Origin of the sequence: Leptothoe sp. ISB3NOV94-8A (assembly GCF_043421595.1) — a bacterium.
Taxonomy (GTDB): Bacteria; Cyanobacteriota; Cyanobacteriia; order Phormidesmidales; family Phormidesmidaceae; genus Leptothoe; species Leptothoe turfae.
On the sequence record NZ_JAXSQW010000001.1, the window covers coordinates 6,846,677 to 6,865,492 of the forward strand.

General features: G+C 48.4%; 18 protein-coding genes. 12 read left to right on the forward strand and 6 right to left on the reverse strand.

All coding sequences use genetic code 11. The features are described from left to right. The first annotated feature begins 12 nt into the window (after window positions 1–12). Window positions 13–570, forward strand: coding sequence for a Uma2 family endonuclease (locus SPB21_RS29535; protein ID WP_163664835.1), 558 nt, complete (start codon window positions 13–15; stop codon window positions 568–570). A 158-nt stretch (window positions 571–728) separates the two neighbouring features. Continuing rightward, window positions 729–2,273, forward strand: coding sequence for a bifunctional phosphoribosylaminoimidazolecarboxamide formyltransferase/IMP cyclohydrolase (gene purH, locus SPB21_RS29540; protein WP_499868520.1), 1,545 nt, complete (start codon window positions 729–731; stop codon window positions 2,271–2,273). Between the two features lie 74 nt (window positions 2,274–2,347). Here the strand turns inward: purH and SPB21_RS29545 are convergent, their stop codons facing one another. The 3 genes from SPB21_RS29545 to SPB21_RS29555 all read right to left on the reverse strand — a co-directional run bounded on the left by SPB21_RS29545 (window position 2,348) and on the right by SPB21_RS29555 (window position 4,703). After that, on the reverse strand, window positions 2,348–2,818 hold the full coding sequence (locus tag SPB21_RS29545; RefSeq protein WP_163664839.1) for a DUF2996 domain-containing protein: 471 nt from the start codon (window positions 2,816–2,818) through the stop codon (window positions 2,348–2,350). 125 nt (window positions 2,819–2,943) lie between these two features. After that, entirely contained in the window at window positions 2,944–4,008 is a 1,065-nt protein-coding gene (gene gmd / locus SPB21_RS29550) for a GDP-mannose 4,6-dehydratase (RefSeq protein WP_163664840.1), read from the reverse strand. Window positions 4,009–4,418: 410 nt separating this feature from the next. Continuing rightward, window positions 4,419–4,703, reverse strand: a complete 285-nt coding sequence (locus SPB21_RS29555) for a hypothetical protein (RefSeq protein WP_163664842.1) — start codon at window positions 4,701–4,703, stop codon at window positions 4,419–4,421. Window positions 4,704–4,740: 37 nt separating this feature from the next. Between SPB21_RS29555 and SPB21_RS29560 the strand changes: the two genes are divergently transcribed. Further along, window positions 4,741–5,319, forward strand: coding sequence for a DUF924 family protein (locus SPB21_RS29560; protein ID WP_499868522.1), 579 nt, complete (start codon window positions 4,741–4,743; stop codon window positions 5,317–5,319). A 75-nt stretch (window positions 5,320–5,394) separates the two neighbouring features. Here SPB21_RS29560 and queF read toward each other — a convergent pair whose 3' ends face one another. Next, entirely contained in the window at window positions 5,395–5,814 is a 420-nt protein-coding gene (queF, locus tag SPB21_RS29565) for a preQ(1) synthase (RefSeq protein ID WP_490794121.1), read from the reverse strand. Window positions 5,815–6,211: 397 nt separating this feature from the next. Between queF and SPB21_RS29570 the strand changes: the two genes are divergently transcribed. The 3 genes from SPB21_RS29570 (at window position 6,212) to SPB21_RS29580 (ending at window position 8,504) form a co-directional block, all read left to right on the forward strand. Continuing rightward, window positions 6,212–6,715 carry a hypothetical protein gene (locus SPB21_RS29570; protein WP_163664847.1) on the forward strand — a complete coding sequence of 168 codons (504 nt, stop codon included), beginning with the start codon at window positions 6,212–6,214 and terminating at the stop codon, window positions 6,713–6,715. Window positions 6,716–6,882: 167 nt separating this feature from the next. Then, window positions 6,883–7,221 carry a P-II family nitrogen regulator gene (locus tag SPB21_RS29575; protein ID WP_006517973.1) on the forward strand — a complete coding sequence of 113 codons (339 nt, stop codon included), beginning with the start codon at window positions 6,883–6,885 and terminating at the stop codon, window positions 7,219–7,221. Further along, complete coding sequence (locus tag SPB21_RS29580) at window positions 7,221–8,504, forward strand: bifunctional folylpolyglutamate synthase/dihydrofolate synthase (RefSeq protein WP_499868525.1); 1,284 nt, start codon at window positions 7,221–7,223, stop codon at window positions 8,502–8,504. Before SPB21_RS29575 ends, SPB21_RS29580 begins: the two co-directional genes overlap by 1 nt. Before the next feature lie 36 nt (window positions 8,505–8,540). On the opposite strand, the gene SPB21_RS29585 is transcribed toward SPB21_RS29580, so the two are convergent. Both SPB21_RS29585 and purT read right to left on the reverse strand, forming a co-directional pair. After that, window positions 8,541–9,821 carry an ABC transporter substrate-binding protein gene (locus tag SPB21_RS29585; protein ID WP_163698583.1) on the reverse strand — a complete coding sequence of 427 codons (1,281 nt, stop codon included), beginning with the start codon at window positions 9,819–9,821 and terminating at the stop codon, window positions 8,541–8,543. Between the two features lie 267 nt (window positions 9,822–10,088). Then, entirely contained in the window at window positions 10,089–11,330 is a 1,242-nt protein-coding gene (gene purT, locus SPB21_RS29590; RefSeq protein ID WP_163698582.1) for a formate-dependent phosphoribosylglycinamide formyltransferase, read from the reverse strand. A 521-nt stretch (window positions 11,331–11,851) separates the two neighbouring features. Between purT and pilM the strand changes: the two genes are divergently transcribed. The 6 genes from pilM to SPB21_RS29620 all read left to right on the forward strand — a co-directional run bounded on the left by pilM (window position 11,852) and on the right by SPB21_RS29620 (window position 18,814). After that, window positions 11,852–12,955 (forward strand): type IV pilus assembly protein PilM, encoded by a 1,104-nt coding sequence (pilM, locus tag SPB21_RS29595; protein WP_163664855.1) that lies wholly within the window; start codon window positions 11,852–11,854, stop codon window positions 12,953–12,955. 3 nt (window positions 12,956–12,958) lie between these two features. Then, window positions 12,959–13,741 (forward strand): PilN domain-containing protein, encoded by a 783-nt coding sequence (locus SPB21_RS29600; protein ID WP_163664857.1) that lies wholly within the window; start codon window positions 12,959–12,961, stop codon window positions 13,739–13,741. Continuing rightward, window positions 13,741–14,553: a hypothetical protein gene (locus tag SPB21_RS29605; protein ID WP_499868528.1), complete on the forward strand. Its 813-nt coding sequence runs from the start codon at window positions 13,741–13,743 to the stop codon at window positions 14,551–14,553. The genes SPB21_RS29600 and SPB21_RS29605 overlap by 1 nt, the downstream gene beginning before the upstream one ends. A gap of 98 nt (window positions 14,554–14,651) precedes the next feature. After that, entirely contained in the window at window positions 14,652–16,715 is a 2,064-nt protein-coding gene (locus SPB21_RS29610) for a secretin GspD/PilQ domain-containing protein (protein ID WP_499868530.1), read from the forward strand. 276 nt (window positions 16,716–16,991) lie between these two features. After that, window positions 16,992–17,309: an HU family DNA-binding protein gene (locus SPB21_RS29615; protein ID WP_163671673.1), complete on the forward strand. Its 318-nt coding sequence runs from the start codon at window positions 16,992–16,994 to the stop codon at window positions 17,307–17,309. 185 nt (window positions 17,310–17,494) lie between these two features. Then, window positions 17,495–18,814, forward strand: coding sequence for an NAD-binding protein (locus SPB21_RS29620; protein WP_163664863.1), 1,320 nt, complete (start codon window positions 17,495–17,497; stop codon window positions 18,812–18,814). Window positions 18,815–18,816: the final 2 nt, after the last annotated feature.

The window sequence follows — 18,816 nt, forward strand, 5'->3', positions numbered from 1 at the left end:
AATTTGAGTCGTATGACTGTTGCAACTCAACCACTTACGCTTAAAGCCTTTCTGGAACTGCCAGAAACTAAGCCTGCATCCGAATTTGTTCAGGGCCGTATCTTACAGAAACCGATGCCCCAGGGTGAGCATAGTCTGTTGCAAAGTACGCTTTGTGAAACGATTAACCAAGTGGCAAGGTCAACCAAGCGGGCAGCTGCATTTCCAGAATTACGCTGCACGTTTGGCGGGCGTTCCATTGTGCCCGATATTTCAGTATTTCGTTGGGGCCGCATTCTCCTGACCGAAACTGGGCGGATTGCCAATCGATTTCTAATTTCGCCGGACTGGTCCATTGAAATTTTGTCGCCGGATCAGAGTCAAACCCAGGTGCTCAGTAATTTATTGCACTGTATTGAGCATGGAAGTGAGTTGGGTTGGTTACTTGATCCAGGGGAAGACAGTGTGTTGGTAGTTGATAAGGAGCAACGAATCCGGATTTTGACCAATAAAGCAGATCTACCGGTTTTGGAAGGGCTTGACTTATCCTTAACGGCGCTTGATGTGTTTGGCTGGCTGACGCTGAATTAGATGAAGTGTTGCATAGCGATCTGTTCAGAATGGAGTAGGCACAAAGGTCATACTCCTACTAAGGCTTATTCATCATAGCTGGGATTTTGGGGGCGGAAAAATGCACCCTTGCGTTCTACCCTAGTAGGGGTGATCACCCCGAGAAGATAGAAAATCCCATGACACGCTTAGCGCTGCTCAGTGCATCTGACAAAACAGGAATTGTTGATCTAGCCAAGGTCCTCACCACAGAGTTCGATTTTGATATCATTAGCAGCGGTGGTACTGCTCGCACCCTCACCGAAGCAGGCATCCCCGTCACCAAAGTATCCGACTACACTGGCTTTCCTGAAATCCTTGGTGGACGCGTTAAAACTCTTCAACCTCGCATCCACGGTGGTTTGCTAGCGCGTACCGATAATCCTGATGACCAAAAAGATCTGGCCGATAACGATATTCGTCCGATCGATCTAGTGGTTGTCAACCTGTATCCCTTTGAGCAGACCATTGCTAAGCCCGACGCTAATCTGACAGATGCCATTGAAAACATCGACATCGGTGGCCCCACCATGCTGCGCTCGGCGGCAAAAAACCACGCTTACCTGACTGTTCTCTGCAACCCTGGTCAGTATGAAGGTTATCTCAACGAACTAAGAATTCATAACGGTCAACCTTCTTTAGAATTCCGTGCCCAATGCGCCCGTCAAGTCTTTTGGCATACGGCTACCTATGATCAGGCTATTGCCACGTACCTAACCGAGCAAGCTGGCGATGCCACCAGTGAGCGTTTTGCCCTCAGCGGCACTCAAAAGCAACCCCTCCGCTATGGCGAAAACCCCCACCAACCTGCTGTGTGGTATCAAACCGGCAACCAACCTAGTGGTTGGGCCGCTGCCGAAAAACTCCAGGGTAAAGATCTCAGCTACAACAATCTGGTGGACCTTGAAGCTGCCCGTCGCATCATTGCGGAATTCCCTAGTGAAAATGGTCCTGCGGCGGCTGTACTCAAGCATACTAACCCTTGTGGTGTCGCTATCGGTGAGTCTATGGCGTCTACCTATAGACGTGCTTTTGAAGCTGATAATGTGTCTGCCTTTGGTGGCATCGTTGCCCTCAATCAGGAAATTGATGTGGAGACGGCTGAGTCGCTGACCCAGACGTTTCTAGAATGTGTGGTGGCCCCCGGTTGTGTGCCAGCAGCTCAAGAAATCCTTGCGAAGAAGAAGAACCTGCGGGTGTTGGTGCTGCCAGATTTATTGAGCGGTCCTAGTCAAACGATTCGTGCGATCGCAGGTGGCTTTTTAATCCAAACCTCTGACGACGTCCAGCAAGATGTGACCCAGTGGAAAATCGTGACTGAGCGTCAGCCCAGCGAAGCTGAACTCACAGAACTGCTATTTGCTTGGCGTGTGGCTAAACACGTGAAATCCAATGCCATTGTAGTGACCAATGAAAGCACTACTGTCGGTATTGGGGCGGGGCAAATGAACCGTGTAGGTGCTGCCAAAATTGCCCTAGAGCAGGCTGCGGAAAAAGCTGAAGGCGCGACATTGGCCAGTGATGGATTTTTCCCCTTTGATGACTCGGTGCGAACGGCTGCTGCTGCTGGCATTAAGGCAATTGTGCAGCCAGGGGGCAGTATTCGTGATGAGGATTCGATTAAAGCAGCTAACGAACTAGGGGTGATTATGGCGTTGACCGGGACGCGGCATTTCTTGCATTAGCCCCCAATGAACAAACCGGAGGGTGGGTACTACCCACCCTCCGGTCTTATAGCCGGGATATGCCAATAAATTGGCTAATTGCCCTTTAACCACTTTTGGCCCCTAATGCGTTGCAGCACATACAACACCATGAGGTCCAGCGTAACTCGGCGCTCATCGCCCATAAACTGCTCGATGGTGCTGGGTGTCGCACCATTCGTCGCAAAGGAATAAATCTTAGGACCTGTAATGCTTTCCTCTAGGAAGGTGATATTGAACTGACGTGCACCTTTAGCCCAGCAACCAATAACCTGGGGATAGCTATCTTTATCCACACCGATTACGTTAATGGGCTGATTCTCAAAAGAAAGCTGTAAATCGTTAAGCCCCTCTTCTTTTTCGAGGGCCGTCCTAACAGCAGGTACAAAATGCTGCTCGATGAATTCAGCAAACGGTTTGTCTTCTAACTTAGGTGGCTTTGCTTTCTTAGCTTTTGCAGGGGCCTTAGCTGGCGCTTTGTCAGCGGAATTTGCCGCAGGGGCCTTAGGAGTCGACTCGTCTGCCATGCTTTTTGTCTGTTCTGTTAGTTTGCGCTTGGAGCATAGACCACACTCCAAACAAGGTCTTTCCTATATTAATAGAACGCCCCCATAGAAAACAGATTCTAAAAGGAGCGTTCATAGAGTGAAACCTAGGACATCACACCGGCAATAGCAGCACGTACCGTAGCGGCATCAGATTGCTTGCTGACGGGGTCTAGACCGATGGCTTCCAGGTCAGCATCCACCATCAGCTTGACTAGGCCTGAGAAGTCAATAGAAGGCTGCCAACCTAGCGTTTCCTGAGTGTGGGTAGGATCACCGATTAAAATATCGACCTCAGCAGGACGCAGATAGCGAGGGTCGAACTTAACGTAATCATGCCAGTCAAGGTTGACATAGTTGAATGCGATATCTAGAAACTCTTTAATGGTGTGAGTTTCACCAGTTGCTACAACATAGTCTCCAGGCTCATCTTGCTGCAGCATCAGCCACATGGCGCGAACATAATCCTTGGCATAACCCCAATCTCGCTTGGAGTCTAGGTTGCCAAGGTAAAGCTCCTTTTGACGACCCGCGACAATCCGAGCCACGGCGCGGGTTATTTTGCGAGTGACAAATGTCTCGCCACGGCGAGGTGACTCATGGTTGAACAGGATGCCATTGCAGGCAAACATGTTGTATGACTCACGGTAGTTAACGGTTTGCCAGTGGGCATAAACCTTGGCACAAGCATAGGGGCTGCGAGGATAGAAGGGCGTAGTTTCCTTCTGGGGAATGTCCTGAACTTTACCGAACATCTCAGAAGAGCCTGCTTGGTAAAAACGTACTTCTGAATCAGTACGCTGCTGATAGTCGCGAATGGCTTCCATCAAACGCAGAGCACCCATGGCGACTGTATCAACGGTATACTCTGGGGAATCAAAACTCACCCGCACGTGAGATTGAGCGCCGAGGTTATAGACTTCGTTAGGCTGAACTTGCTCTAAGATGCGCCGTAACATGGTGCCGTCATTGAGGTCTCCATAGTGGAGAAATAGACGGGCATCATCACTGTGAGGATCGATATAGATATGGTCAATACGGTCTGTATTGAAGGTGGAGGTGCGACGAATAATGCCGTGTACCTCATAGCCTTTTTCTAATAGAAGTTCTGCAAGATAAGATCCATCCTGGCCTGTAATTCCAGTAATTAGCGCACGCTTAGTCTGCGTCATATTGTCAGCTTCCTTACTCTATAAAAAAAATTGCTAGTAGATAGCCCTAATAACCAAATATTTGGTAATTGAGGAATGCATTCATAGTTGATAGGACTGCTAGGGTTCCAGAGGAGCCGTCGAATGAGCAGACTTTCAAACTATGAAAGCTTAAGATGAGGTACTTTAATGGGCTCAGTATGACAGTTAGCTAAGTTTAGCTATGACTGACTGCTTAATCAGTGAGTTTAAAGGTACCTTTATGTACTAGGCTGCCCACTTGGGCCTAGTCTGGCAGATATATTGTTATATTGGCACCTGCTGATGGTGGTTGGTCGCCACCTATGTTGATGGTAACCACCACGTTAACTTTAAATATCTGGGTATTAAATCAAGAGATTGTGAGGTGTTAGTAAGCGAGGCAAGGAGATTTATGCTCTGCGATCGCGTTCAATATCGTAAATTGCTTTTTCCCAACACCATTGTTCTGAGCGTTCAGGATTTTGCGATCGCACCCGCTGCACTAGTCGAGCTGCCACTGCCTGGTTACCATTAACGAGTCGCATCAATCGCTGGCGTGTTGCCCTAGGAACGCTAGATGGGCCGGTGGGTAAAGACGGTGCGGTAAATCGGATGGGCAATCGATATCCTGTCAACCAACAAAAAACTGCCACCACCAGCACCACAGCGAAGATGAGTGAAAAGATGGACGACATGATCGATTTCCCCCGAGTGTTACCTATCTAGAGATTGATGGACTCAGTCAACAGCGATACCCAAGCAGTCTTAGACTTTTGGTTTGGCTCACCAGTGGGTGAGTATCGCAAGCAGTGGTTTCGTAAAGATCCTGACTTCGATAAGCAGATCAAAACGCAGTTTCTAGACCTATATTGGGCCATGGTAGCGTCACCATCCGAACCTTGGTTGAAAATGGCTAAATCAAGCCTAGCCCGAATCATTGTGTTGGATCAGTTTGCCCGCAATATGTTTCGAGATACGCCCCAGAGTTTTGCAGCTGACCCTGAGGCTTTAGCGACTGCTGAAATGGCCATTGACCGGGGGTATGATGCAGCCATGCTGCCCGTAGAGCGTTTTTTCCTCTATTTGCCCTTTGAACATAGTGAGAACTTGGACCATCAGCATCGCTGTGTTGATTACTTTGAGGCCTTGATTCTCGATGCGCCGGACCTTGCCCATGGTTTGGATTATGCCCGACGTCACCGAGATGTCATCGCTCAGTTTGGGCGATTTCCCCATCGTAATCAGACCCTAGACCGACCGAATACCGAGGCTGAGTTAGATTTTCTCAAGCGGCCAGGATCTAGGTTTTAGATCAATGGCAGGGGACGTGAATTGAAAATTTCGTGTAGCGGCGTTCCATGGAATGCCGCTACACGAAATTTTGGCCTAAACCGTTATCGGTTTTTCGTAGCCAATTTCAACCGTGGTGTGTACGTTGCCACGGGGTTGAAAATCCCCCTTGATCTTGAACTTCAATGGATCGGCGGCAGCTATAAAGTCATCCATGATCTGGTTAATAGACTCTTCGTGAGAGATGTAGCGATCGCGATAACCATTGATGTAAAGCTTTATGGCTTTTAGTTCTACTACCTTTTCATTGGGCGTGTAGGTGATATAGATGGTTGCGAAGTCCGGATAGCCTGAGAATGGACATTTGCAGGTGAATTCCGGCAGCGTGATATTAACGTCATATTGTCGGCCAGGTCGCGGATTAGGGAACGTGATCAGATGGTTTTCCTCAATTGCCCGTTCGCCATATTTGATTTCTGCTGGAGGGGTAGCTTTAGGAAAGGTGGTGTCAGTCATGGCTGTGAAAGTTCTGAAAAAGAGTTGATGGTTTTGAAGAAGCAGGGTACAACTAGACGAGCAATGAAGTTGGTAATGGATAAACCGTTTCCAGGGGCGTTGATTGACCGCTAACAGGTGTGCTTCATTCCAAGGATTACATAGGTGGATTGATCAGTTTATCCCTGTCTGCCTTGTCTGACTATTTCAAAGAACTTAGAGCAAGTACTTGACGAATGACGTCGACGTTGCTCTAATTTGAACGTCCCGAACGGTCAGCTTCCCACCTGTTTTTAGATTTGCAGCTTGCAAGACTTTATTTGGCAAACCGCATAGAGCAGCTGACTTGTATTTTTATCGGAGATTTTTGGAACTGCTTATGAATCCTTCCCACAATTCTGACTCAGGGAGAAAACCGATGAGATCAGACTCCAGCTATGCCCCTTCAGTACCCGTGTCGGTATACCGTGAGCTGGCAGCTGAGCTACAGGCCACTAAGGCAATGGTAGATTCATTGAGCGCCCAAAACACACACCTTACGAACCAGAATCATCTGTTGCGGCAGAACATTCATCAGATGGTACAGGTGGCTCTTCAACTGGGGCATTCTGCGGGTGTTGCTCATCCTGCTGAAGTGGAGATGACCTTCTCCTCGCCTCCACCGGCAGAGTTTCCTGTTCAGGCTGCGCCACAGCCCTTACAATCAGTTCCAGAACCTGCGCCTAAACCTCTTAAAAGACCTAAGGCGGCCCTATCTAAAGTTTTTACAGAACAGGCTGGGGAAAATCGTCGTTATACTCTTGAATCGTCAGCTAGCGGTAGTTTGAGTACCCTTTGGCTAATTCTCTCCATTGCCATCATTATTTTCACAGCGTTTGGAGCAGGCTTTTTGATTATGCGTCCGTTGATTAATGACCGTTAGTCAAAAACATCGCTTAGCCCAGGTTCTACTCTAAAATTGACTACGCAGCATATAGGTGACACCGTAACAATTGATACGGTAGTTTACCAGTGTGACCCTTTAAACGTTGATATCGTATGTTGGTCCAATTCTGTTGTTGGGCCGGTGTATGGAGTTTATAAATTCGTATGAAAAAAATAGAAGCCATCATTCGCCCGTTTAAACTTGACGAAGTCAAAATTGCACTTGTAAATGCAGGCGTTGTCGGGATGACAGTGTCTGAAGTTCGTGGGTTTGGTCGTCAGAAAGGTCAAACTGAGCGTTATCGGGGCTCAGAATATACCGTTGAGTTTTTGCAAAAGCTCAAGGTGGAAATTGTGGTTGATGATGATCAGGTGGATGCCATTGTTGATCAGGTTATTTCGGCTGCTCGTACTGGTGAAATCGGTGATGGCAAAATTTTTGTTACGCCTGTGAATGAAGTCGTTCGTATTCGTACTGGCGAGAAAGATTCGGAAGCTGTTTAGTGTTCTCTGACAAGCTGTCAATTGACGATTTCCTGGCGAGCTTTGGTCGCTTTGGTGTCAACCTTGGGCTATCCCGTATTGAGGTGCTTTTAGAATGTCTGGATAACCCTCAGGAGCGGGTGCCTATCGTTCATGTGGCCGGTACCAATGGCAAAGGTTCAGTCTGCGCCTATGTGGCATCGGTGCTGGCTGAGGCTGGTTATCGAGTAGGCCGCTATACATCGCCCCATTTGTTGACCTGGAACGAGCGTATTTGTATCAATCAGCAGCCGATTACTGATCAGGCGTTGGAGCACCATTTGCATGTGGTCGCTGCGACCATTGATGCAAATTTTTCCACACCGACATCAGAAACACCGACTCAATTTGAGGTTTTTACAGCGGCGGCCTGGTCCTATTTTGCGGCTGAGGCCGTGGATATTGCTGTGATTGAAGTGGGTTTGGGAGGGCGCTTGGATGCTACTAATGTGTGCTCTGAGCCTCTGGTAACGTCTGTTGTTTCTCTTAGTCGTGAGCATTGGCAGCGGCTGGGCCCTACCCTGGCTGATATCGCCAGAGAGAAGGCTGGTATCCTTAAGCAGGGGCGGCCAGTCGTGATGGGGCCTCTGCCTTCTGAGGCTGATGCCGTTGTCCGCCAGCGAGCGTTGGAACTGGGTTGCCCCCTGTACGAGGTAGCGCCTGCTGAATTAATGGCATCAGGACAGTGGCGTAGTGGCTTAGGTCAGTCGATTGACTATCAGTCAGGGCTGTTGGGTGATCATCAGCGTGTGAATAGTGGAATTGCGATCGCAATTCTCCAGCTACTCCAACAGCAAGGCTGGCAGATCCCTACCACAGCCATCCAGACAGGCATGGCTGCAACTCGTTGGCCGGGACGTTTGCAATGGATGACCTGGCAGGGACAACAACTTTTAATTGACGGTGCCCATAATCCAGCAGCGGCCGCAATGTTGCGTCATTATGTAGATTCTCTTTCCCAGCCTGTTGTCTGGCTGATGGGAATGCTGTCTACTAAGGATCATAAGGATATTTTTGAAGTGTTGTTGCACCCAGGTGACACACTATATATAGTGCCTGTACCAGGTCACCAAACAGCGGATCCAACAGATTTAGCAAAATTAGCTCAAGAAGTTTGTCCAGAGCTGTCCGGTTGTTATACCCACGACACCTTAGCTACTGGGCTGGATGCATTTTCAGCAGCAGATGGTGCGACCAAGGTTTTGTGTGGTTCTTTGTATTTAATTGGTGATTTTCTTGCCCGGTTTTGTACTGGGATGGCATAGGAGGATGGGCATTGCCCACCCTCCTCCGGGGAGTATCTATCGGTTATTCCATTCGTCCGCTGCATCTGAAACGGCCTCATCTACGGTTTTGTCGCCTAGCATGGCAGCCTGTAGGTTGTCATAAATGACCTTCTGCAACTTTTTCGCATCTTCAAGGGCTGGGATCAGCACCTCAGCATCTGCTAACTGGCTGGCACTGACGGCCCTCGCTACTTCTATGGGGGTAGCATCGGCAGGGGCTTGCGTCAAGGTGCCATCAATAGCCGCGGCTGTCGATGGCAGTACATTGGCCGCCTGGGCAAAAGATAGCTGATTGTCATTGTTGGTGACATACATGGCAAACTTTACCGCTGCCTCAGGCACATCGGTGGAGCGAGGGACCACCAGGTTCATAGCGGCCACGTTTTTCTTGCCAGTGGTGCCAGTGATTTGGGGCGCAGTCTGAGTGGCAGCGGCAATGTCGGGCGCGTTATTGGCAATATTGTCTAAGGCTTCTGCACCCGAGGCTAAAAAGACGGTTTCCCCTGCTTGATATAGCTCGATAGCGCGGCGATGGCCCTGGGTCAACACTTCGCGGGGCAACAAATCCTGCTGATAGAGATCGGTCCAATACTGAAAAACGGCTTTACCCTCAGGTGTATTGAAGGCGGCATTACCGGCGTCATCTACCAAGGGGACACCCATTTGGATAAACGACTGCAAAACATCAGCAGCATCTTCAGCCACAAAGCTAATAAAAAAGGCATATTTGCCCGTTGTCTCTTTGATTTGTTTAGCGGCATCCGCCAGTTCTGCATAGGTGCTGGGGGGCTCGTCAATGCCCGCTTGTTCCATCAGGTCAGTGTTGAAAAGGGTGACCCGAGTTGTTAAATACCAGGGAAATCCAAAGCTGCTGCCGTTGAGCGTTGTTGCTTTCCAAATCTTAGGCAGATAAACAGCTTGTTCCTCAGACGTGAGCTGCTCATCCAAGGGGAGCCAAGCATTTCGACTGGCTAACTGAGATGCAAAGTCAGGGTTGAGATTGACGACATCGGGGGCTGTTCCAGCAGAAACTGCAGTCAATATTTTGCTCTGCATGTCAGCCCAGGGCACATCTATCCAAACCACATCTACGTCTGGATTGGCTGTTTCAAAATCGGCAATTAACTGGTCAAAATAGTCGGTGAATTTGGGCTGAAGCTGCATCGTCCAAAATTCCACCTCCTGTTTGCCAGACTGTTCGTTACCTCCACCACAGCCTGCGATCGCAACTAAGACCCCAGCAGCGGCCCACGATGCCATGCGTGCTAAAAAGTGCCGACGTTGAAACAGTTTCATGATGGTTTTCTGTTTATCAAGGAAATTTATTGTTGCGCCTTTAAGGTACGAACAGATCAACCCAATGGTCCGCAGATAACGGCTTGAGGGACAACGCCATGCCAAGGATCCGCAACGACAGAAATTTTTTAGGGAGGTGTTCAGACACTTTAGACCAAGACGGTCTTAAGTGGTGGTTCGACTTCGCTCAGCACCCTGTCAATTTTCTCTAAGTTCGCGTATGTGAACCTTAGCCATGGGTGGCTGAGCAAAGTTGCATGCAGTCACCTAATGGACCCTCACCCGCTCTGCACATTCACAGGCACGGCTGCGGGCTTCCTCCACCGTATCGCCTAGGGCTAAAGCCACTCCCATGCGACGGTTCTTGTAAGCGCGAGGTTTTCCAAACAGCCGGAGCTTACTGGAGGGTACTGTGAGTGCCTCCGCTACCCCGGCAAACGTGGGGCTATTGCTAGGTTCACTGGCCAGAATCACCGCTGAGGCACCGGGACGAATTTGCTCAATGTCGCCAATGGGAAGGCCCGCAATTGCGCGTACATGTAGCTCGAATTCGGACATGTTTTGGCTCACCATGGTGACCATGCCGGTGTCGTGGGGACGGGGACTGACTTCGCTAAAGTAAACGGTCTGTTCTTCGTTAGGGGAACCGGCAATGAACAATTCCACACCAAACAGGCCCACACCACCCAGCGCATCGGTAATCGCTTTAGCTATGTTTTGACATTTGGTGAGGGTTCTGGGGTTCAGGGCACAGGGTTGCCAGGATTCACGATAGTCGCCGTCTTGCTGGCGATGACCAATGGGGGGGCAAAAGTGAGTTGTGGGTTCAGCATGGGGGAGGTCGGGCTGGGACCGAATCGTCAGTAGTGTGATTTCGGTGTCAAACTTTACAAAACCTTCCACAATTACTCGCTGGTCTTTGCCGCGTCCGGCTTCAAAGGCATAGGTCCAGGCGCTGTCAATATCGGCATCCGTTTTGACAAGACTCTGTCCCTTCCCTGAGGAACTCATGACGGGTTTGACGACGCAGGGCAGTCCAATGGTTGCGATCGCATCTCGATAGTCCGATGCCGTTGCTGCAAACTGATAGGGCGATGTGGGTAACGCCAATTCCTCAGCTGCTAATCGCCGAATTCCCTCACGGTCCATGGTCAGACGCGTTGCCAGAGCTGTGGGAATAACTTTCCAGCCCTCTGCCTCTAGCTCAAGTAGTGTTTCCGTTGCAAGCGCTTCGACTTCCGGCACAATCAATGTTGGCTGTTCTTGTGCCACCACATGTTTGAGCGCCTTGCCGTCTAGCATGCTGAGGACATGGCTACGATGGGCCACCTGCATAGCAGGAGCGTTGGCATAGGCATCCACTGCAATCACCTCAATGCCCAAACGCATTGCTTCTAGAGCCACCTCGCGCCCCAGTTCTCCGGAACCCAATAACAGCAGACGGTGTCCGCTACCGGATAGAGGAGTTCCCCAGACATCATCTTCAGGGTGAATTGCCACTTTTGCCATGGTTGTTTGATAAAAATCCAACTTTTTTTTAGAAATCGTGTGATCAATTTAGCCAATTGCGTGTAATATCGCTCGTAAAAAATCACCTTCTTTCCCAGAGCATCTGTCTGTTGTTCTGATTAGGGGGTGATAAGCTGCCGATGTTCAAACTTAAATGCTGGACTGATGAAACATTCAATGTGATTAACAATCTGCAATGAAATGTTTTCAGGGGGCGTGAAGGCTGCCCAAGCTAAAACGTTTAATCATGGAGGCATCAATGGTAAAGCGGTTTTTTCTCCTCATCTATGACGGGAAAAATCTCAAATAAAAAAGTACGTTTTGTGAGTTTTTTAGGGCAGTATTGACACCAAACTCTGTATCTTTTGGCGATTGCTGGCTATTCCTGCACAAATTGTGTACGATGCGTTAGCAAAAAATCAGACCAAAAGTTTGGGCTCTATCTGACTCAAATTTTTAGGCGTCGCCTACTAGTTCAAATTGCTTTCCATAACCGGATAATTTTGTGACCGGATAATGCTGTGAATAGTTTAAAGTCACTATTTTCGAGGAAATCCCCTGGCGTTGGTGTTGAACTTACGCCCGAACGGGTCAATATTGCTCGCCTGCGCAAGCAGGGGCAAAAGATAAAGTTAGAAACTCTTGCCTCCGCTGAGATTCCCGAGGGCATTTTTGAAGAGGGGCAAATTATCGATATGGCAGCTATGGCTGAAGCCATTCGGACTGCTTTAACGGAAAGCAAGCTGAGGGTGAAACGGGCGACAACGGCTGTTCCTGGACGAGCAATCACACGGGTGATTCCAGTGCCAGCTGAGTTAGACGACAATGAACTCCGCGAGATGGTCCTTAATCAAGAGGCAAGTCTCTATCTGCCTTTCCCGCGAGAAGAAGCTGATGTTGACTATCAGAAACTAGGCTTTTTTGTCGATGAGGATGGCATCGAAAAAGTGCAAGTATTGCTGGTGGCGGTTAAGAAAGAGGTGACCGACACCTACATGGAAACCTTCCAGCAGGCTGGGCTCAATCTTGATGTCGTTGAAACGAGTAGTTTTGCTCTAATTCGTACTATTCGTGAGCAACTGCGACAATTTACTCCCCAAGAGGCTGCGGCTATCGTTGATATTCAGTTTGAAAGCACAGAAATTTCGATTGTTGTCGATGGTATTCCCCATTTTTCGCGAACAGTCCCCATTGGTACGTTCCAGATTCAAAGCGCTCTCAGCCGTGCTATGAACCTCCCACCAACGCGAAATACAGAGCTACTTCAGGGTATGACGGTACCGGCTACACCCATGGATAGTATGGGGGCTCCCCAAATGGCAGGAGGGACTAATCCCGGTACAGCTGCCATGTTAAGAGTATTGGGCGAACTCTCTGATGAACTACGTCGTTCCATTGACTTCTATCTCAATCAAGGTGAAGACATGGAAGTTGCTCAATTGTTATTGGCTGGACCTGGTAGCGCCATCGGTCAATTGGATGAGTTCTTTGCTCAACGTTTGAGTTTGCCAGCTAGCCCCATTGACCCCATTGAGGCTCTATCGCTAGAAGTGGGCGATGAGATTTCTGAGGCTCAGCGTCCTGGGTTGGCTACGGTTCTTGGCTTGGGTCTGCGGGAGGTTTAGGACATGTATAGCATCGATATTAATTTTCTCAATGATCGTGAAGAGCGCCCTGTAGTGGCTACCGGAGCGCCCATTGTTCGACAGCAACCCACTAGCGATCGCACCCCCATTGTTATTGGTGCAGGTGTCTTAGTTGCCGCTTTGGCTGGCGTCGGTGGCTTTTTAGGCTTACTGAAATATCAAGAATCAAACTTGCAAAAACGCCAGGCTGAACTAGACAGTCAACTGACAGAGCTACAAGCAAAGCTAGCTGAGGTTGATCGCATTAAGGCCGAGACTGCTGCCGCCCGTGACGAGAGTCGTGCCCTGGCCAGCGTGTTTACTAAAATTCGACCCTGGTCGGCTATTGTTAAAGACATTCAAAATCGCATCCCTACTCGGGCACAGCTCACCCAGGTGAGTCAAACCGAAGGTGAAGCCGTACCGGTTGAAGATGGAGGGGAGCCCGTCGTCCCTGAGGCTGGTGGCATCAGCATTAATGGTACAGCCTGTTCCTTTGATGATGTCAATGACTTTGTTCTGACCCTCAAAAATTCACCGTTTCTAGAAGGTGAAACAGTGGCCCTAACCACATCTAACCTGGGGTCAGAGGTTTTAGGCCGATGCCCAGGAGAAGCTCAACGGGATGAGCCTACACAGCTTGTCAATTACACAATTGCAGGCAATATCAAGAGTGTATCTACTGAACAATTTGATCGACTACTGGCTGAACTTGAAAATCAGCAAGCATCTGTAGGTCTTTCATCTAGGTTAAAAGCCCTTTTAGAGACAGGAGTGCTCGAATAATGACATTAAGCGGAGACTTTATACCAGCCGAAGATGAGCTGTATGATGAGCCGATAAACCCTGTCGTCTTTGGCATTGAGCTGACTCCCAAGGTTTTAGGGATTTTGGCTGCTCTGGTGGGCATTGGCTTAGCCATTTTTCTTTTCCAGCGCTTTGTTCAACCCGTTCGTCAAAGCAATCAAGAATTGCGAGAGGCTATTGCTGAGAAAGAGCAACAATTGGCTACTCAATCTGAACGCCTTGAAGAGATTGCCAAGCTAGAAGAAGCCCGAGATGTTGCGTTGGTTCAGCGGCGGAATGTCTATTCCTTGTTTGCAGATGAGTCCTCAATGGACACCCTGTTGTTAGACATTAACCAGCGCATCAAGAATAGTAATGCGACGATTGCCGCAGAACGTAATCAGATTAAGACCCGTGGCATTCCGCCGATTTTAGTTGAGGCTCAGCTAAACAGCTTCGTTCCCAGTGAGGAAGTTGTTATTGACGATGGCAGTTTGGGGGAAGAGGTGAATGGAAAACTGAAACTTCAGACCTATGACGTTCAGTTTTCAGGGGACTTTGGTCAAACTCAGGCAGTTTTGGGCAATGTTGAGCGATTAGAGCCTTTACTGTTGCTGAGGAATTTCTCCTTAGGTGCAGGACAGTTAGTAACTGAAACTGTTCTTAACAACCAGGGACAAGTGGTGGGGCAACCAAAACAGCGCATCAATACTTCCTTTGAGGTAAATGCGCTGATCCCAACGGGGGATCCGAATGTGCCGCCAGAAATTGCACCACCGCCGCCACCTGAGGGTGAAACCCCTGCGGAGTAGTAGATAGTCTCCGATCAGTGGATTGGTAAATCCTATCCAATTTCAAAATTCCATCCCTAGGCATTGACGTACGCTAACTAAGATTTAAGGAGTGAACTGTGAAACGCTTTTTCAAACTCGGAAGTTTAATTGCTGGCGGAGCTATCAGCGTCCTCACAGCCCAGTCTGCTGAAGCTGCTGCTACAGCCATTCAAGACGTTGAACTTAACGTAACTAAAACTGGCATGGAGTTGCTGCTTTCAACTAAAGGCGGTGATACTCCTCAAATCTTTGCTGTCAATCGCGATAATGTGCTACAGGCAGACATCACGAATGCTCAGTTGACGTTACCTAGCAGCAAGGCCTATACCAAGCAGAACCCTGCATCGACGATCAAGTCGATTCAATTAGAGACCCTTAATGATAGCACTGTGAGGTTAACTATTAAGGGCAATGACACGGCTCCAGTGGCTGACTTGCAAAAGATTGATGGTCAAGGCTTGCTCGTAAGTCTTGATACACGCCCCAATGCTATCCCCAAGCCTACAGAGCTACCCGAATCCATTGAAACCGTCACCGATGAGACTCTGCTACCCACCCATATCGCCCAGGCAGACACAGATACGCCGGAAACAGATACACCGGATATCTTAGTCCCCAATCCCGAAGTCATCATCGATGGCGAAGTTGTACCAACTCCCTCAGTCAACGTTGCACCGCCATTTTTACCCCAGGCTGTTCCACCTCCGGTGGGTGATATTTCGGTATCTGAAATCAATTCTGGCCTAGATGTTATTGATCTAGGTACGGCTGAGCGGGTTCCCCGTTTAGTACTGAGAGATGCAACTGCCCGTGAAGCACTATCACTATTGGCTCGTGCAGCAGGCCTGAACCTAGCGTTCACCGAGGCTGGTGCAGATGGCGAAGGTGCTGCAGAGGCAGAGACTAAGGTGACTCTGGATATAGAAGATGAGCCTGTGCAAAATGTCTTCAACTATGTTTTGCAAATTTCTGGCCTTGAGGCCAACCGTGTCGGTAGAACTATTTTTGTTGGACCCCGTTTACCTCAAGCTGCACGTAACGTAAACATACGCAGTGTTCGTCTCAACCAGGTGGATGTTGCAACGGCGATTAACTTCTTGGTCTTCATGGGCGCTGAGAGTGCGTTCACTGATCAGCAGGAGATTACTGAGGTTGTGGCCACGACTGATGTGGGTGAAGTCGAGGAAGTTGAAAGAACTGAACTAGAAACCGAAGTTGAGATTCTGCGGGCAGAATATGAAGACTCTGCACCTTTGCTGCGCGGTTTAGAGGTGATTGGCGATGAGCGGACTAGTTCCGTAACCTTGGTGGGTACTCCACGCCAGATCGAAATTGCTACCGCTCAGCTGGTACAGCTTGATCTTCGTCGTCGTCAGGTAGCTGTCAACGTAAGGGTGATTGACGTTGACCTCAGTGCCATAGAAGAGATTGATACTAGTCTCAGGTTTCGTGCAGGGGACTTCGGCTTTTCTACTGAGGGTGTTGCCGGGAGTCAGTTTGGGATTAGAAACTTAGCTAGTATTGCAACTAGCTTTTTCTTAGATATCCAAGCTGAAATTCGAAATGGTAATGCCAAAATTATTACCGATCCCACATTGATTGTTCAGGAAGGGCAAGATGCGGCTATTACCTTAGTAGAGCAAGTAGTGAGCAGTATCACTGTAAACTTCACTAACACCGATCCTCCGCGGGAAACTCAGACTGTTAATTTTGAAGATGTGGGCCTAACTCTGCAAATCCTGATTGATCGGATTGATGATAATGGTTTTGTCAACATGACGGTAGCGCCAAGTATTTCATCTCCACTGGCTAATATTGATTTGGGAGGTGGGCAAGGACGGGTGACCCCAATTTCGACCAGAGCTTTGTCATCTGGGCAAATTAGAGTTCGAGATGGACAAACGTTACTGCTATCAGGCATTATTCAAGAGACTGATCGCGTCACAGTCAGTAAAGTTCCAATTCTGGGTGATTTACCCCTAATTGGTGCTTTATTTAGAGATACACAAAATGAAGATGAACGCCGTGAACTAATTGTTTTGGTTACACCCCAGATTTTGGATGACTCTGATGAGAGTGTCTTTGGCTATAGCTATACACCTGGGGAAGATGTGCGGGAATTGTTAGGAGAAGACGAGTAGTTTACGTTAGCCTCTGTAACATTTTTGTAAAATCTCTGAAGACCTTATTTTTTAGGGTTTTCAGAGATTTTTCTGCTTTAAAATGTATCTTTTGTGAGGACAGATCCTATGAATTTTCCTAAAAATCGCTGAAATCCATATAAATTCAATGTTTTATAGATCCATACTGACAAAGTACCCCTTAGAATAGGGCAGAGAAAACATGGGGCCTCAGGGGTTTCAGCGATCTGTTGAGATTTTCCTTATGTTTTTCGACTTGTTTGTCCAACCATGGACATGGTTCATTCATTGGTTTTAATCTGCGAGGAGACGAAGATGAATAAAGGTGAACTTGTGGACAAGGTGTCTGAAAAGGCCTCTGTTACTAAAAAGCAGGCTGATGCAGTCATCTCTGCAGCGGTTGAGTCTATTATGGAAGCGGTTGCCGATGGCGAGAAGGTAACACTGGTAGGGTTTGGCTCTTTTGAGCCTCGCCACCGCAAAGAACGTGAGGGCCGTAACCCGAAAACTGGCGATACTATGGTTATCCCAGCTACTACTGTGCCCGCATTTTCGGCAGGTAAGCTATTCAAGGAAATGGTTGCTAAAAAGTAAGCTGGTCAAAAGTAATTAGAAAATTATTAATAGTGTCGTTACGACTTTGCGTATTGGCAGTGTTATTGTCAGAAATTATTCTGCAACTACACTCAAACCGCTTTTAGTTGTAGCGGCACTTCTTTTTAGCTGTCTTAAAGGTTGTTTGTAATACAAAGCAATGTGACAGACGTTGATGGGACAGTATGGCAATCTACGACACAGATTATGACTTGGCGATTTTTGGGGGTAGTCTCAGCAGTCGGATGGCTGCTTGTACTGCAGCTCAAAAAGGTGCTCGGGTCGCTTTGATCGCGCCGCACTGGCAGATTAGTGATATGACTCGATACACCTTGGCAGCACTTAGCTATGCTGGGTCTACTTCAACACCAAAGAAACGTTGGGCTTTTTGGCGTGATTGGGTTGCTTTGCAATGTGCCCATACAGTTCTTTCTCCTGCGGCACTTAACTCCCAAGGTGTGGATGTAATCCTTGAACCGGCTAGTTTCACACGAGGGCGACGGTTGAAACTAGCAAATCGTTATCTTAAGGCAAAGGGATATTTGCTAACGGATGGTTACGCCACATCAGGTCCCATGGCGACTGGTCTCTTATGCCATCAGTTAGCAAAACTTGAGACACTTCCTAAAAGCATTGGCGTGATTGGATATGGTGCAACAGCTCTGGAATGGGCCTATGCTTTGAGTCATCATGCCAAGGTCGTTCTCATTTTGCAAGATCGGTCGCTTTTACCAGCGGAAGATGAAGATATTCAACGTCTTGCTGCGGCTCAGCTTCGGAGCATAGGTGTTAAGGTCATTTTCTCGCATAATTCCCCTGGATCTGATGAGTGCCAGTTTAAGGCGGAAAAATTTAATGTTGAGCAATTGGTGATTGTACCTCAGCCCTATGCCTGGGAGACGCTAGCTTTAAGCAATGTTGGTATTGCTTCAGATGTTCCCATGGCGGTTAATGTCTGTCTGCAAACACAATGGTCTCAGCTTTATGTGACTGGCAGTAGTCTGGGGGGAGAGAATCGTCCTGAGTTGACCCAGCAAGAAATAAGTATTGCTTTGGTCAATGCCTTGTTTGGGCGACGATTAACGATGCAATATGAGCGGGTGTTGTATGGAATTAATTTATTGTCCCCCATTGGCCGCTGGGGTTTGACGGAGCGCCAGGCGAGACGATGTTATGGGCGTGATGTGCAGATATTTCAGGCATTTTGTCTGCCAGTGATGGCTGAAAATGTTGCACAGATTAATTTTTGCAAACTTATTATCTTAGGTCAGCAGATTATTGGGATGCATCTGATGGGGGATGGGGCTCCTACATTGGCAGCAGCTTTGGGTAACAAACCTGATATGCAGACCTTGAGCCCATGGATAACTGCTAGTTTTAGACCTGGCACATTGCTGGATGTTATTTATCAAGCGATTGATCAATGGAAACATTGCCGTTGGTGTGAAGGGCAATGGCGACGAGATGGGGCTGAGAATTGGTTTAACTTCCGGCGTTCGTTGTAGAG